At 53.0% G+C, this 16318-nt stretch carries 14 protein-coding genes; 8 read left to right on the top strand and 6 right to left on the bottom strand.

The window, feature by feature from the left end:
- Positions 1–83: 83 nt before the first annotated feature.
- From ABNS49_RS11445 to aroB, 4 genes are read right to left on the bottom strand one after another with little or no spacing between them, the layout of a single operon-like run.
- Positions 84–920: a prephenate dehydrogenase gene (locus tag ABNS49_RS11445; RefSeq protein ID WP_135979086.1), complete on the bottom strand. Its 837-nt coding sequence runs from the start codon at positions 918–920 to the stop codon at positions 84–86.
- Positions 917–2185: a 3-phosphoshikimate 1-carboxyvinyltransferase gene (gene aroA, locus ABNS49_RS11440; protein ID WP_135979085.1), complete on the bottom strand. Its 1269-nt coding sequence runs from the start codon at positions 2183–2185 to the stop codon at positions 917–919. The genes ABNS49_RS11445 and aroA overlap by 4 nt, the downstream gene beginning before the upstream one ends.
- A complete protein-coding gene (gene aroC, locus ABNS49_RS11435; protein ID WP_135979084.1) occupies positions 2182–3294 on the bottom strand; it encodes a chorismate synthase in 1113 nt (370 codons plus the stop codon). The genes aroA and aroC overlap by 4 nt, the downstream gene beginning before the upstream one ends.
- Positions 3284–4297, bottom strand: a complete 1014-nt coding sequence (gene aroB, locus ABNS49_RS11430; RefSeq protein WP_135979083.1) for a 3-dehydroquinate synthase — start codon at positions 4295–4297, stop codon at positions 3284–3286. The genes aroC and aroB overlap by 11 nt, the downstream gene beginning before the upstream one ends.
- A 158-nt stretch (positions 4298–4455) precedes the next feature.
- Here aroB and ABNS49_RS11425 point away from each other — a divergent pair, with 158 nt between their 5' ends.
- The 7 genes from ABNS49_RS11425 to murB all read left to right on the top strand — a co-directional run bounded on the left by ABNS49_RS11425 (position 4456) and on the right by murB (position 12717).
- Positions 4456–5526, top strand: a complete 1071-nt coding sequence (locus tag ABNS49_RS11425) for a prephenate dehydratase domain-containing protein (protein ID WP_277820708.1) — start codon at positions 4456–4458, stop codon at positions 5524–5526.
- Between the two features lie 2 nt (positions 5527–5528).
- Positions 5529–6758 (top strand): aminotransferase class I/II-fold pyridoxal phosphate-dependent enzyme, encoded by a 1230-nt coding sequence (locus ABNS49_RS11420; RefSeq protein ID WP_135979082.1) that lies wholly within the window; start codon positions 5529–5531, stop codon positions 6756–6758.
- 12 nt (positions 6759–6770) lie between these two features.
- Positions 6771–8072, top strand: a complete 1302-nt coding sequence (locus ABNS49_RS11415) for a PLP-dependent aminotransferase family protein (RefSeq protein WP_135979081.1) — start codon at positions 6771–6773, stop codon at positions 8070–8072.
- 95 nt (positions 8073–8167) lie between these two features.
- Positions 8168–9643: a 4-alpha-glucanotransferase gene (malQ, locus tag ABNS49_RS11410; protein ID WP_135979080.1), complete on the top strand. Its 1476-nt coding sequence runs from the start codon at positions 8168–8170 to the stop codon at positions 9641–9643.
- Between the two features lie 98 nt (positions 9644–9741).
- Positions 9742–11097 (top strand): MATE family efflux transporter, encoded by a 1356-nt coding sequence (locus ABNS49_RS11405; protein WP_168353479.1) that lies wholly within the window; start codon positions 9742–9744, stop codon positions 11095–11097.
- 95 nt (positions 11098–11192) lie between these two features.
- Complete coding sequence (locus tag ABNS49_RS11400) at positions 11193–11720, top strand: DUF308 domain-containing protein (protein WP_135979078.1); 528 nt, start codon at positions 11193–11195, stop codon at positions 11718–11720.
- 121 nt (positions 11721–11841) lie between these two features.
- Positions 11842–12717 carry a UDP-N-acetylmuramate dehydrogenase gene (gene murB, locus ABNS49_RS11395; RefSeq protein ID WP_135979077.1) on the top strand — a complete coding sequence of 292 codons (876 nt, stop codon included), beginning with the start codon at positions 11842–11844 and terminating at the stop codon, positions 12715–12717.
- Between the two features lie 127 nt (positions 12718–12844).
- Here the strand turns inward: murB and ABNS49_RS11390 are convergent, their stop codons facing one another.
- Both ABNS49_RS11390 and ABNS49_RS11385 read right to left on the bottom strand, forming a co-directional pair.
- Complete coding sequence (locus ABNS49_RS11390) at positions 12845–14590, bottom strand: RNA-binding domain-containing protein (RefSeq protein WP_135979076.1); 1746 nt, start codon at positions 14588–14590, stop codon at positions 12845–12847.
- A 433-nt stretch (positions 14591–15023) separates the two neighbouring features.
- Complete coding sequence (locus ABNS49_RS11385) at positions 15024–15872, bottom strand: DUF368 domain-containing protein (protein ID WP_135979075.1); 849 nt, start codon at positions 15870–15872, stop codon at positions 15024–15026.
- 207 nt (positions 15873–16079) lie between these two features.
- On the opposite strand from ABNS49_RS11385, the gene ABNS49_RS11380 reads away from it, so the two are divergent.
- Entirely contained in the window at positions 16080–16304 is a 225-nt protein-coding gene (locus ABNS49_RS11380) for a hypothetical protein (RefSeq protein ID WP_135979074.1), read from the top strand.
- Positions 16305–16318 lie beyond the last annotated feature (14 nt).

Below are 16318 nucleotides of genomic sequence, written 5' to 3'. Positions count from 1 at the left end.
TCGAAAGAAGCAAAGAAAAAAAGAGCTGCAACGCTCTAGTGATTTCTAAAAATCACTGATTCGTTACAGCCCCTTTTCATGCGTCAGCGATCAAATTTTTTCCGGCGCGCCGTCGACTGGACCATCGCGGATTTCATCGCGTCCACATCCTCGCGCACGAGCAAGTCCCGAAACTGCTGCACCGAGGCGGCGAACTGGTCGATCTCGTCCAGCAGGATGTCTTTGTTCAGCAAAAACAACTCGGTCCACATATCCTCGTTGATTTTGGCGATTCGCGTCAAGTCCCGGAAGCTGTCGCCCGTATACTCAACAAGATGGCTGTTTTCGTGCGTGTTCATCAGCGCCACCGCGATGACGTGGGTGAGCTGCGACAAAAATCCAATCATCCGGTCGTGTTCCTCGACGCTGAGCACGCTGACGTTTTTGCAGCCGAGCTCTTTGGCGAAGGCGCTCGTAAACACGATCGCGTTCGTCGAATTGGAGGGCTGCGGGATGATGATGAAGTTGGCCTGGTCGAAAATCGCCGGATCGGCGAATTCGATGCCCCGGGATTCGCGTCCGCACATCGGATGGATCGAAAGCAGCTCCAAATCGTCGCGCAAAAGCGCCTGCGCGGGTTGGGTGACGTTGGATTTCACCCCGCTGATTTCCAGGATCAGCGTGCCGGGATTCATGTCGTGCTGGTAGCGAAGCAGCCATTTTTGCATTTGGCGCGGATAAAGCGCCAGCAGCACGATATCGCACTGGTCGAGCAGGATCGACGCGTCCGTGCTGCCTTTGTCCACCATGCCGCGCATGACCGCGTACTCGATCGTGTCCGGATCCAGGTCGATGCCAAGAACCCGGTACCCGAGCGCTTTGGCGCGCTGCGCGAAACTGGCGCCCATGACGCCCAGGCCGACAATACCAATGGTTTTCATTTCCATTCCACCTTTCCACCAATTTTTTGAATATCCTGAAAAAACGTCGGATACGATTTCGCGACGGCTTGCGCGCCCGTGATTTTGGAAGGAGAGCCGGCGCATAAGCCAAACACCGTGCAAGCCATGACGACGCGATGGTCGTTGTGGCCGTCCATCACGATCTCGTGATCGGCCACGTAGTGGCATTGACCGCAAATCGTGATCGTGTCTTCGTCGCTTGTGATGTCGACGCCCCATTTTCGCAGCTCGGTTTCCATCGCCTCGATTCGATCCGATTCCTTCATCCGCAGCCGCCCCGCGTTGCGAATCGTCGTCGTTTCAGGAATGAACGCGGCCAGCACGCATAAAATCGGGCCTAGATCCGGGCAATCCGCCAAGTCGATCGTTTGACCGCGTCGCTGTCCGGGCCGTATGTGAATGCGATCCGCTTCGACATCGACTTGCGCGCCGGCTTTTTGGACGAGGGACAAAATGGCTTTGTCGCCCTGGCGGCTTTCCAAATCCATGTCCCGCAAAACGAGCGGTGCGTTCAACGCGGCCAGCACCGCGAAAAACGCCGCCTGCGAATAGTCTTTTTCCACGTGGAAACGTCCGGGCCGGTACGATTGGGCGCCGGCGAGGCGGTACGCGCCCTTTTCCTCCCGAATGGCGATGCCCGCTTGCGCCAGCGCTTTGAGCGTCAAGTCCACATAGCTTTTCGACTCGAACTTTCCGTCAATCGTGATGACGCTGTTTGCGTCCGCCAGCGGGAGCGCGAACAACAGCCCGGAAACGAACTGGCTCGACACATTGCCGGGCACCCGGTAGTTTCCGCCAGGCAGCGGTCCCTGGACGAGAATTTGTTCCTGGTCGTGGACAAAACGTAAGCCGTGGCTGGAAAACAGCGTTTCGTACACGGTCATCGGTCTGGACAGCAGCCTTCCCTGACCGAGAAAGCGGGCGGGACCGGAACCGAGGGCAGCAACCGGAACGAGAAACCGCAGCGTCGAACCGGATTCTCCCGCGTCCAGCTTTGCCGGGCTGGTTCGGGCTTTCGGGTCGCAGCCTTCCACGATCCACTGGTCGCCGCGTTCCTGAAAGCGCGCGCCCAGCGCTTGCAGACAGCGCATCGTCGCCTCGATGTCCTTGGACATCGACAAGCCGGTGACGACGCTTGTTCCCGCGGCGAGGCTTGCGCACAGCAAAGCCCGGTGTCCCATGGATTTGGAAGCGGGCACGACGACTTCTCCACCTACAAACGAGGGCTGGATCGAGACGATCATCGAACCACCTCCTCGAATGGAGCTCTCGCGGCCTGGCTCATCCACAAGTCGAGCAAGGCGAACGCGCTCATGCTTTCAATCACGACGCACGCCCGATGCGCGATGCAAGGATCGTGGCGGCCCTGGATTTCCAGCTCGACTTCCTCTTTGGAGTCGAACCGCACCGATTGCTGCTTTTGGAAAATCGAAGGCGTCGGCTTGACGACGCAGCGGAAAACGATAGGCATCGCGTTGGTGATGCCGCCGTTGATGCCCGCGTTCCGGTTTGTTTTTGTCTCTATTTTTCCTTCGCGTACGAGCAGGGCGTCGTTGGCCTCGCTGCCTGTAAGCGCTGCGAAGCCGAAGCCTTCGCCAAATTCCACGCCTTTGATGGCGGGAATGGAAAACAAGGCGTGGGACAACACGCTTTCCACCGAGTCGAAGAGCGGTTCCCCGACACCGGCCGGAAAGTGGGTGATGGCGCACTCCACGACGCCGCCTACCGAATCTTTGGCGCAAGCTGCCTGCTCGATGCGCGCGACCATCGCCAGGCCGGCTTGCTCGTCGATGGCTGGAAATTCGCGGGCGTCGAGCGCTTCGATTTGCGTGTCGAGCGCGCAGGCGTCCGCGCAAAACGGGACGTCGCGCACCGTGTGCACCTGGGCCAGATGGGCGCCGATCTTCACGCCTTTGGCGGCCAGGATCTGGCGGCAGATGCTGCCGCAGGCGACAAGGACCGCCGTCAGCCGGCCGGAAAAGTGGCCGCCGCCGCGATAGTCTTGAAAGCCGTGGTATTTCTCGAACGCGCTCCAGTCCGCGTGCGAAGGGCGCAGGCGGTATTTCAGGGAGGCGTAGTCAGCGGAGCGCTGGGCGGTGTTTTGAATGAGCAGCGTCAGCGGGGTGCCGGTCGTCCGGCCTTCGAAAAAGCCGGAAACGATGTGGACTTCGTCGGCTTCGTGGCGCTGGGTGGAAATTTTTCCTTTCGCTTTGCGTCTGGCCATGTCGCGTCGCAGCCGTTCCATGTCGATGGCGAAGCCCGCGGGCAGTCCGTCGAGCACGGCGCCAATCAGCGGGCCGTGGCTTTCGCCAAAGACGGTGAGCGTGACGTTGGAACCGATGCTATTTTTCATACGGACTCCTTTCCAAAATCGTTTCGATTTGATCGTAAGTCATTGGCTCGATCCGGCAGGTGCCGGCGTGGTCGACGACAATCGCGCGCACGCTGTCGCCCTGGCCTTTTTTGTCGTGCTCGACAAAGGCGCGCAGCGCTTTCGGGTCGTAGGCGGGGGTGGCGGGAATGCGCAGCCGCTCCAGAATACGCTGCACCCGCGCCCTCAGCGTGGGATCGGGAAGAAAAAACAGCATACCCATGCCGACGCATTCGCCATGGTAGTAAGGAACGTCGTGGTAGGCGCTTTCGATGGCGTGGCCGATCGTGTGGCCGAAATTGAGAATGGCGCGCTGGCCGTTTTCCTTTTCGTCGTTTTCGACAATCGCCCGTTTCAGGTCGATGGAGCGGGCGATGATCGTGTCTAGATCCAGCGGTTCCTGTTCGAACAGCTCGACGAGGCGCTCGTCGAGAATGAGTCCCATTTTGAGAGCTTCGACAAGTCCGCTGCTCACCTGGCGCTGGTCTAGTGTGGACAGCGTTTCGGGGTCGATGAGGACAGCTTTGGGCTGGTGGAAGGCGCCGACGATGTTTTTATAACCGGCCATGTCGATGGCGACTTTGCCGCCGACGCTGGAGTCCACCTGGGACAGGACGGTTGTGGGGATGTTGTAGAAGTCGATGCCGCGCATGTAGGTGGCCGCGACAAAGCCGGCCAGATCGCCGACGACGCCTCCACCCAGAGCGATGATGGCGTCCTTGCGGGTAAGATGGCTGGAAATGACTTGTTCCATGACGCTTTCGTACGTGGCCAGCGACTTGTTCGCCTCCCCGCAAGGGAAGGTGATGACGCGGGCGTCGGAAAGCTGGCTTTGCAGCAGGTCGACCCAGCGCGCCGGCACGCCATCGTCGGTGACGATGACGTATTTGCGGTGCGGGTCCAGAAAGTCCGCCACATGCTCCAGGGCGTGGCGCTCTATAAATATGGGATAACTGTGATCTTGCAGTTTCACGGTTAGTTTCATAAATTTTCACCTCTTTTCAGCATCATACCACGGAAGGCAATGGATTTGACAGCGGTGTTTTCTCTTTTTTTGTGACTTCCGACGCAAAAAAACATGACAAATCGTTGAAAAGCGTTTCAGAAACGATTTGGAAAGTGTTATGATAGGAACGAGGTGAGATGGTGAACCAATTGGAACAAGCGCGAAAGACGATCGACGCGATCGACGCGCAAATCGCGGCGCTGTACGAGCAGCGCATGGATACGCTCAAAGAGGTGGCGGCTTACAAAATGGCGACCGGCAAACCGATCGTGGACCATTCCAGAGAGGCGGCGATCATTGAACGCAACGCGCGCTACATTCAAAACGAGGCGTACCGGGACTCGTACGTGCGCCTGCTTCGCTTCATGATTCGCGAATCGTGCGACTATCAGCGTTCGCTGGCGGCCAGGGAAGTCGTAGCGTACGCCGGGGTGGAAGGTGCGTTTTCGCACATGGCGGCCGAGCATTTGTTTCCGGGCAACCGCAAGATCGCGAAGCCGGGCTTCGATGAGGTGTTTCAGGCCGTCGTCAACAAGGAGGCCGAATTTGGTGTGATCCCGTTTGAAAACACCAATTCCGGGCTGGTGGGAGAAGTGCTTGACGGCTTGCTGCGCTATCCTGTCCTGATTGAGCGGGTGCAGGACGAAACGATCGAGCAGTGTCTGCTTGGCGTGCCGGCGGCCACGCTCAAAGACGTGGAGGAAGTGTACTCCAAGGACCAGGCGCTGGCGCAGGCGAAGCGGTTTTTGACCGAGCTAGGCGTGCAGCCTGTCGCGTACGCCAACACGGCGCTGGCCGCCCAGTACGTGGCGCGGGAAGGCGACGTGCGCAAGGCGGCGATCGGGGCGAAGGAAAACGCCGTGTTGTATGGCTTGCGGGTGCTGGCTTCCAACATCGAGGAAAATCCGCAAAATACGACCCGTTTTCTCGTGGTGTCGCTCAAAGGCGCGCGGCAAGGCAATCATTCGAGCTTGATCGTGACATTGAAAAACGAAGTTGGCGCGCTGGCGAAAGTCATCGAGGTCATTTCGCGGCACGGCCTGGATATGTGTTCGATTCAGTCCAGACCGCGCAAAGGACATCCGTTTGAATATTTTTTCTTTATCGAAATCGTGGGCGGCGTCGATGAACAAGTCGTGGCGGACTTGCGCGACGTATGCGAGCAAATCAAATATTTAGGAACGTATCCGTTGGGACAGGGGGAATAATCATGAATTTTGTGAAAGACAGTGTAAATCAGCAGCCAATCGTGGACACGGTGTTCGTCATCGTCGACCGGGCGAAAAAAGCGAAAGCGCAGTTTGGCGAAGATGCCGTGGTCGATGCCACAATCGGAAGCTTGTACGACGAGGGCGGCTCGCTCGTGGCGCTGGACACGGTGTTTGACAGCTTAAAACAGCTCGACAACCGCACGCTGGCAAAATACGCGGCGAGCTTTACCGGAAACCCGGATTATCGCGAGGCGGTCGAACGCTGGGTGCTGGGCGGAAACAGCCATCTGTTCCGGGAAGTCATCGCGACGCCGGGCGGAACCGGGGCCGTCGGCATGACGGTTAACGAGTGTCTGGAGCCGAAGCAAACGCTGATCGCGCCGGAAATCGCGTGGGGCTCGTACGATTTGATGGCCCAGATGCATGGCGTGGACGTGGCGAAATACAGCTTGTTCGACGGCGATCATTTCAATATGGACTCGTTCGAGCGCACGTGCCGGGCCGTGATGGAGAAGCAGGACCGGCTTGTGATCATCATTAACGATCCATGCCACAATCCGACCGGCTATTCGCTGAGCGAGGCGGAATGGAAGCGAATCATCGATTTCTTGAACGAGTGCGCGAAAACCCACGCCGTCGTCCTGCTCAACGACATCGCCTACATCGACTATTCGTATCGCGGCGACGAGGCGAAGCGATACTTCCGCGTCTTTGACGACATGAGCGACAACATGGTCGTGATCGTGGCGTTCTCGCTGTCCAAGTCGATGACGTCGTATGGCTTGCGGTGCGGCGCGGCCATTATTTTAGGGAAGACAAAGGCCGCCGTCGACCAGGTGCGCACCGTGTTTGAAAAAGACGCCCGGGCGACGTGGTCCAACATCAACAATGGCGCGATGGCGATGTTCGTCGACGTGATGAACGCGCGTAAGGACGCGTATTTGGCGGAAAAACAAAACTATGTCGATTTGCTCAAGACGCGCAGCGATTTGTTCATGAAGGAGGCCGACGAGGCCGGCCTGGCGTATTATCCATACAAGGAAGGGTTTTTCGTGACGTTGAAAATGGACAACGCGACCCGCGACGCCTATCACGAGGCGCTCATGGCCGAGCACATTTACACGGTAAAAGTGAACAAGGGGATCCGCGTGGCGGTGTGCTCCCTGCCGGTGGACAAGACAAGAGGCCTGGCGAAGCGAATGAAGGAAATTCTCGATCGAATTGGGTGACAAAAAACAAATATGAAAAAATATAAAACAGTGTACGACCATTATCGCAACGCGATCTTGGACGGCTATTTGAAAAAGGGCGACGCGCTGCCAAGCATTCGCAAGGCGTGCGACCAGTTCCAGTGTTCGCAGACGACGATTGAGCACGCGTACGAGCAGCTCGTTTTGGATGGCTATATCGAAGCCATCGAAAAAGTCGGCTACCGTGTCCGGCTGGAAGAGGCACAAATCAAGCTGCACCGCGAAATGGAGGCGGCGCCGGACAAAGCGAAAGAGGACTTGTACGACCTCGATTTCAGGCCGCGCTCGGTCGCCATCCAGACAAGCGACGTCCAGACCTGGAAGCGGTACATCCGCCAGACGTTTGAAAACGAGGTCATGAACACGTACGGGGATCCGCAAGGCGAATTCGTGCTGCGGCAGGCGCTGTCGTTGTACGCGTATAAAAACCGCGGCGTCATGTGCCGGACGGAGCAAGTGCTGGTCGGCCCGAACTACCAGACGTTGCTGTTTGTGCTCTGCGGCATGTTTGACGTGCCTGGCGTTGTCGGGATGGAAAAACCGTTTCATCCGCAGGCGCACCGCGTATTTGAATCGTATGGCTGGGAAGTGCGCGAGGTGGAGCTCGTGGACGACGCGGATTTGTCGGAAATCGACATGCTGTATGTGAACAGCTCGTCGACGGGTCCGAAAAAGGAGCCGTTGAGCGCCTCGCTGCGGGATTATTTGCTGGAGCAAGCCGATTTGCACGATTTTCTCATTATCGAAGACGACTACAATGGCGAGCTGACGTATCGTTCCCGGTCGCGCCGGGCGATGTATGGCAGCGATACGAACGACCGCGTCATTTACTGCGGCTCGTTTTCGCGATTACTGCTTCCGTCGGTTCGAATCAGCTACCTGGTGCTCAACGAAATGTGGACGCAGTATTATTTGTCGCATAAAACCGAGTATGGACCGATGGCGTCCAAGCTCGAGCAGCTCGCGTTTGCCAGCTACATCGCGGACGGCCATCTGGAGCGGCATGTCCGTAAGCTGAAACGGGACTATCGGGAAAAGTCGCTGCGGATGGAACAGGCGCTGGCGCAGCATGGCTTCTCGTTCTTTTTAAACGAGGCTTATTTGTCGTATGTCGTCCAGGTCGACGCCGACCCGCGTAAACTGAGCGAGGAAGCGGAAAAGGCGGATATCGGCTTGCTGCCGATGGAAAACGGGACGGTGGAGTTGTCTTTCGCCTCCATCGAGCAGGAAAACATCGCGGCCGCGGTTTCCCGGTTCGCCAATTTGGTTCGATTGTCAAAAAATGAGCTTTGATCGGCTGATCAAGGCTTTTTTCGTGAAAAAGACCTGCCATGGATTTCGGTTTCGTGATAAAATAGAGAAAATGAAAGGGTTTTCACGGTGAGAATATGACGACTAGAAGGGCAGGGTTGCTGCTACCTATGTTTTCTGTTCCCGCGAATCAAGGAATTGGTGATTTTGGCCAAAAAACGATTCGTATGATCGACGAGATCGCAGATGCGGGTTATACAATTTGGCAGATCCTACCGCTTTATGCCACTGGGGTGTCCCATTCTCCTTACAAGACGTTGTCGAGTTTCGCGGGCGATTCGATCTACATCAACATAGATCGGCTGAGTGAGATGGGACTTTTGACGCAAAGCTCCATCGTCAACTGCAACAAGTTCAAAGATTACGTCAATTACGACGAGGTCCGCGCGTTTAAGGAATCGTATTTTCGAAAAGCGTTCCGGACATTCCGAAAAAACTTTGAAACGTACAAGGTGGAATTTGATCAGTTTGTGAAAGAGGCGTTTTGGCTCAAGGACTGGTGCGTGTACGCGCTGTTCAAGTCGTTGTACGGCAACGTGGCGTGGATCGACTGGGAAGAGGAATATCGCGATTATCCGCTCGATCCATCCAACGTGGATTTGAAGGAGCATGAAAACGAGCTGTTTTACCACGCGTTTTTGCAGTTTATTTTTTATCGGCAGCTCGGTGAAATCGTCGCCTACGCCCGCAAAAGAGGGGTGCAGCTCATGAACGACATGCCGTTTTATGTCGACTACGACAGCGCGGATGTCTGGATGGCGCGCTCCCAGTTTTTGCTGCATCCCGACGGCCGGCCTGCCTTTGTGGGCGGCTGCCCGCCGGACGACCATGTACCGTCCGGGCAGTGCTGGGACATGCCGCTGTATGATTTTGACGCTCAAAGCAAAACCGGCTACGCGCTGTGGCTGGATCGGGCGCGCTGGATGGCGCGCTGGTTCCAAATCATCCGCATCGACCATTTCCGCGCCTTCGACCGGTACTGGCGCCTGCCGGGATTCGCCAAAGATCCAAGACATGGCAAGTGGATGCCGGGACCGGGAGCCGGCCTGCTTGGCGCGATCGTGGAATCGTGCCCCGATGTAAAGTGGGTCGCCGAGGATCTGGGCGAACCGCGCCCGGAAGTCGAGGAACTCGAAACAATGTTTTCCATTTTGGGTACCGAGATTCTGGTGGACCGGCTGGAGGCGAAAAGCCTGAAAAAGCCCGTCAAGAAAAATGTCATTTTGTATACGGGAACGTACGACAGTCCGACAGCCGAGGAGGAATACGGTGCGTTTGAGGGCAACAAGCGCATCAGCTTGCGCCGCTTTTTCAAGAAACGAGGCTATACGACCCGCAGCTTCCACGACATGCTTTGCCAGTACGCCCTCGATTCCGAGGCGGACGTCGTGATTTTGCCGATTCAGGACGTGTGCGGATACAAAGGACAGGCGCGGATCAACATCGCGATGACGCTGGACGAGAAAAACTGGACGTGGAAGCTGAAAGACTTTAAGACGTTTCCCGCCGAATTGATGAAAACAAAAGCGTGGATCGAGAAATCCGGACGATAGAAGGAAGCGTGCGTGCTTCCTTTTTTTCGTGAAATCCGGACTTTTGTTTCGGTGTGTTGAAAGCTATAATGGAAAGCATGAATAAGGAGGAAGGGAATATGGAGCATGGGATGGATATGACAAAAGGCGATCCGGTCCGGCTGATTTTGGCGTTTGGGACTCCGCTTTTGTTTGGAAACATTTTGCAGCAGCTGTACAACTTTGTGGATACGGTCGTGGTCGGACGCGGCGTAGGCATCGACGCGCTGGCCGCGGTCGGAACGACGGGATCCATTCATTTTCTCGTGCTGGGCTTTGTGATGGGCATGGCGCAGGGCGTGTCGATTTTGGTTTCCCAGTATTTTGGCGCCAAAGACGTAAACCGGCTGAAACGCGCGGTGACGATGTCCGCGTACATCAATTTGCTGGTGGGGATCGGAATGAGCGTCGCCTCGGTGGCCGGCAGCCGGTGGATGCTGGAATGGATGAACACGCCGCCCGAGATTTTGGATATGGCCGTCGTCTATATTCAGCGGATCTTTTGCGGCATCCTGATTTCGCTGGCTTACAATTTCTTTTCGGGCATTTTGCGGGCTTTGGGCGACGCGCGCAATCCGCTGATCGCGATGGTCATCGCCTTTTTCATCAACACGATTTTGGATGTGGTGTTCGTGATGGGGCTTGATATGGGCGTGGCAGGCGCGGCGTACGCGACCGTTCTTGCGCAAGGCGTCAGCGCCCTGTATTGTCTGGTTTGTTTGCGAAAAGTGGAAGTTTTGCGTTTGAAGGCGGCCGACTGGCGGATGGACGGGCGGCTGCTTGCCCGCTCGTTTGCCTTGAGCCTGCCAGTGGCGCTCATGAACGCCGTAACGGCGGTGGGCGTCATGGTGCTGCAAGCGGCCATCAACGGGTTTGGGGCACTGTATGTCGCCGGCTACACGGCGGCTTCGAAAATCATTGTCATCCTGGAGCAAATCAGCAGCACGTTTGGATTCGCGACTGCCACCTACGTCGGGCAAAATATGGGCGCGGGGCTGCCGGAACGCATTCGTGCCGGCGTATGGAAAATCAATATGGCGGTGCTCGTCATGAACGCCTTCAGCGCGTTGGTCATGCTGCTGGGCGGCCGGTTTTTGCTTGGGTTGATGGTTTCGAGCGCGCAGCAAGACGTGGTGGACATCGCGTACCACTGCCTCGTATTCCTTTCGTGCTTTTTGGTCGCGCTCGGCGTTTTGTGGGTCGTCCGCTGTTCGCTGCAGGCGATGGGCGATACGGTGTTTCCGATGCTTTCGGGATTTCTGGAGTTTGGTTCCCGGGTGTTTTTCGTCTGGTTGTTCCCGCGCTTTTTTGGCTTTGACGGGGTGCTGGGCAGCGAGGTGTCGGCCTGGATTGGCGCGGCCGTTTTTTTGGGGATCGTGTTTGGATACCGGATGCGCTATTTCCGGCACGAAAGGGCAATCATTCAGGAAGCGTAACGTCTGGTTGCATGTCAACTGCTTTTTGTCCTCCGAAAAATTATAATAGAAATAGATCTTAAGAGAGAGATCATTGAACATAAAGGAGGATTTTTATGTCTGGACTTGGAACTGGAACCAAAATCGGATATATCGTGATTGGCATCATTTCGTGCATCGCGGGGATCTGGTTGTTTATGTACCCGGCCGTGGAGGAGCAGGTGCTCGGCATGGTCATGGGCTGGTTAATGATTTTTTACGGAATCATGGCGATTGTCAGTTATTTTTCGGCGGATGCGTTAAAGCCGATTTTCCGCTTCAATATTTGGTTTGGGATCTTGCTGATCGTGTTTGGCATCGTTTTGCTGACGAACATTCACGGCACGATGAATTTCCTTGGTATTTTGGTTGGCATCTTCCTGCTGTGCGACGCCGCGCTGCGGTGCTGGCTGGCGTTCGAACTGAAAAACACCGGCGTGAAGGGCTGGGGATTCATTCTCCTGTTCGCCATTTTAATGGCGATCGTCGCGTTCTTCTTCCTGTTTAACCCGGGATCGAGCGGATACTTGCTGACGGTTTTGATTGGCGCGATGTTCCTGACGCAAGGCATTACCGATGTCAGTGTTGGCATCTTCGCCATGTAAAAACGAAAAAAAGATCTGGAAACGGATCTTTTTTGTTTGGAGCCATTGAAGGGAAGGCGGGAGCACGATATAATAAAAAAATAAAGGAGAGGAGAAATCCTTTTTTTTTGAAAGCGAGGCGATGATTTTGAAAATCGAACACAATGTTTTGCTCAAATCGTACACGACGCTAGGAATCGGCGGGCCGGCCGATACGATCGTCCATCCGGAAACGATTGAGGAAATCCGCGATTTGATTCGGGAAAATTCGATTGAGCAGCTATATATTTTAGGCAACGGGTCGAACGTGTTGTTCGGCGACGAAGGATACGCAGGGAAAATCGTGCACATTGGCGCGCCGCTGAACGCGATCGAATGGCTGGAAAATGGACTGGTCGCGGTGGAAAGCGGAGCCACCAACCAGGAGCTGGCGGCGTTTTGTCAGAAACACGGCCTGCAGGGGTACGAGTTCGCCAGCGGGATCCCGGGAACCGTAGGCGGGGCCATTGTCATGAACGCGGGCGCGTACAACGGGGAAACCAAAAACGTGCTCGATGGCGTGGAGTACGTGGACGCGGCGGGCGAGCTCGTGTACCGGCATCGGGACGAGCTGGACTTGTCGTACCGGCATTCGTTTTTTTCGGATCACTTTGGCGTGATCGTCAAAGCGTACTACCGGTTTGAAAACGGCGATCCAGAAGAAATTCAGGCGCGCATCGACGATTTGACCGAGCGACGCTACGCCAAGCAGCCGATGGACCAGCATAGCGCGGGCAGCACCTTCAAGCGGCCGGAAGGCCATTTCGCATCCGCCCTGATCGACCAGAGCGGCTTGCGTGGCTATGCGGTCGGGGACGCGGCGGTTTCCGAAAAGCACACGGGTTTTCTCATCAACAAAGGAAACGCGAGCGCCGAAGAGTTTTTGCGGCTCATCGAGGCGGTGCGCCAGAAAGTGCATGACGACCATGGCGTGTGGCTTGAATGCGAAGTGAAGCAAGTGCCTTCGGGGCGCAAGTAGTCGGGCGGATGTCCGGCTTTTTATTTTAAAATGTATTCAAATCGTTTGGACACAGATAAATCCATGGCTGATATAGGCAACTTTATAGCATTGCTTTGGAGATATTTTCTTGATGAATAAAGTCGTGTCATGATGAAAAGAAATTGGAATCAATCATGTAGTAAATGTGACGTCCATTTCTTTGCCTTTTTACAAGACCAGTATCCATCAGTCGTTTAATTGCAATAAGAGCTCCTTGTGATGTATTGATAGAATCCACAGAAGTAACAATATCTTTCGTTGTGATCGTTCCGTTTCGAAGGAGAAATTCGATGATTTCTTGGTCTGTGGCGTTGAGCGAAAGCCCAAGAATTTCAGGAGCTTGAATTTTTGCTTTCTTAAAGTCGGTATTTAAAATATAAAATGTCCAACGGTTTTTGCTACTTTGGATTAGAAAATTCTTATCTACAAGATTTTGCAAAAGTTTACCAATTTCAGTGGGATGCATGTGGAATACAGATTGAAGTCGATGATTTGATACACTTTTTTCTTGTTGAGTAATCATTAAAATTGTTTGTTCCTCTTTGCTAAGTTGTTGATAGGTTTCACCAAAAATCTGCTTTAATTGTTTAGAACACTCATTCGGGATGAAGGACACCATCCAAAGACGAAGGTCGATTCTCCTGGATTCAGTGTCTTCATATAAATCGGGTTCACGCCATTTCTCATTTTCCCAGGCTTTTAAAATCGTAGGAAATCCAGAACCAATATTTTCACCTAAACCAATCATGCGGAACAATGCTTGAATTCTCGGGTTTCGAGCGTAAGAGTGTCCTCCTTCATAAATTGCTTTAGCGGGAATCATTAGATTTCCAGGATTAGAGAAGATAAAACCATCATCTTGTTTTTCGATTTTAAGAATACCATGACTATGGTAATCACTATGCACTAGCATATTAACAAAAGCTTCTCGAAGAGCCGTATGGACAAGAGTAGTGTCAACACGGACAATTCCTTCCATAGAAAAAGGTCTTTTTAAGTCTTGGACGAGTTTTGGCATTACTCGGCGAAAAAAATTATAGAGGTTATTTTCCCAACTTCCATCATATGTTATGCGGTCGCTCCATCTGCTTTCTGGAGCTAAATTGGTGTAATCAAGATAATCCATGCGGATATTATCAAAACGCTCACGAATAGAAAGACCTTTACCAAACATAAGCAAGCCAGCTACAGTTAGACCTTCTTTTTGCGTTTTGCGGTCTTTTCCATAAGCCCCTAAATTTCGTAAAAATTCTTTATCGTCACTACTATTCCAAATTTGATCTGGATTTTGTCGTTCGTATTCGATTCGATAAGCTTTTAGAGTCGGAATGTCGATATCATCTATTGTATATCCTTCTAAAATCATTCCGTCACTTCCACTCGATGAAGCGTCTCGAAGCATTGCTTTTACTTCTTGTTCGGTACAATGATAATCGCCTTCATGGTTGCGTTTGTAGCTTCCTCTTAATGGATTCTCATTTATGTATACGGGTTTATGTTGATAATTTGCCTCAGGTACTTGTATCCAGATAATCGAAGCATTTTCAATTTGTTCAATACCAACATTTTTGTCAAATAAAATATTGACACTGACTTTGTTACTATTGATTGTATCCCAAAAATCTTTAACGCGTTGGTTTGGATTTTGGATTCCTGTTATTTCAAATCGGTCTTTTATATTTTTTGCATGCATGTTTTCCTTGATGCCTAGCAAAATAGTTCCTCCTGATGTGTTTGCGAAGGAAGAATATGTTTCCCAAACAGATTTTGGTACAGTATTTGATCCTTCTTTGCATTCAAGATTTACATGTTCGCCATATTGGAGCAGGTCTTTGATTTCTTGACTTGTCATAAGATCCTTCTTTCTGTTTATTTTAATTATATAATAACACAACAGAGCAATCGGACAGAACAACTAAACAGCCAAACAACCCAACAAAACAGCCCAAAAGAACAACTAAACAGCCAAACAACCCAACAAAACAGCCCAAAAGAACAACTAAACAGCTAAATACCCCAACAAAACAACTCAAAAGAACAACTAAACGGCCAAATATCCCAATAAAACAACTCGATAGAACAACTGCTCAACTTCGTCAACAATTGATTGAACGAGCAAGGGCTTCTCACAAAGATGCATCGTTCTTGAAAGAAAGGAAATTGAAGGTCCTTCGATTTCATTTCTCTCGATCAGGCTTTATCCAAAATACCTTCGAACATGCGTTTGTAGGATAAGCGGCAATCATATTTTGGGCATGAAAAAAGACCCCGGAGGGTCATGTTCGCTATTTTTCGCCAAGCTTGCTGGCGGCGAACCAGCCAAGGGCGAAGGTCAGAATTCCAACGAGAAGCTGGATGATGGTGAATGTGGACCAGTCCGTATTCAGCAAGATCGCGATCGGGCTGGCGACGACAAGGCCGATAATGGCCCAGTACGTTTGCACTTCGAAGCGGGCGAACAGCCATTCGACCAGCTTGGCGATGGCGAAGACGCCAACGACGATTCCCAAGCCAAATGGGATCAGGACGCCAAAGCATTGCAGCAGGCCACCCAAATCAAAATGAATGAGCGAGTCGATCGTCGTGTTGATTGTCGACAAGATCGGTTCGTAATAGCCAAGGCACATGAGCATCATGCTGCCGCTCACGCCCGGAATGACCATGGTCGCGGCCGCGATGACGCCGACAAGAAACAGCAACACCACGTTGACGACGCCAAAGCTTAAATCGGCGCGCAGTCCCGACGTTTCGGAAACGACGGCCATCGCGATGACTAAGACGAAAAAGAGCAGACAAGGAATCGCCATGCTGAGGTTGAATCCTTTATTTTTGACTTTCGCGGTAATGAAAGGCAGACCGCCCAAAATCAAACCGCAAAAGGCGAGGTTTGTCGGGATGGGATACGTTCCCAGCAAAAACTCGAATAAGCGCGAGAGGGCGACGATCGCGATTCCGATGCCGATAAAGATCGGGATCAGGAAGCGCATGCTTTTCTTAAACTGGCTTGCAAGGTGGGTGATGGATTCGATCAGTTTGTCATAGATCCCCATCGCGACCATCATCGTGCCGCCGCTCACACCAGGAATGATGTTGGCGATCCCGATAATGATTCCTTCCAATATTTCTTTGATCATTTCGTTCTCCTTTTGACATTTTCCAAAAAAGTATACCACAAAATCAATTTTCATCATGTAAAATGTATGCGAATATTGCCGGAATGCGCGAATTTGAACTTTGCGTAAAACATCGTGAATATCCCGGAGCGAATGAGATGAAATCCGGAATCCGGTTCGGTATAATGCGTCCATGGAAAAAGGAGAAGCGTGGAAAGGAGAGTGCCAATGGTTATCGTATCCCCTAAAAAAGACCGCTTTCGCGCGGCGAATATGAAAGATGTGAAAAAGAATAAGATCATCCACGACGCGGCCGGAAACCCGTACCGGATTCTCGAGGTCGTCTTCAACGTCGAGTCGTGGAGCATGCTGATTCAAAACATGGATCGGCGCAAGACGAAAAACATCCCGTGCGAGCGAATCAGTCAGTACCGGGTACGCGAAATCGGATAAGCAACACCAGACGT

The organism is uncultured Dubosiella sp., from assembly GCF_964018005.1.
Lineage (GTDB): Bacteria > Bacillota_I > Bacilli_A > Erysipelotrichales > Erysipelotrichaceae > Dubosiella > Dubosiella muris.
Note: the sequence above shows the minus strand (reverse complement) of the source record. Positions and strands in the feature narration are given on the sequence as shown.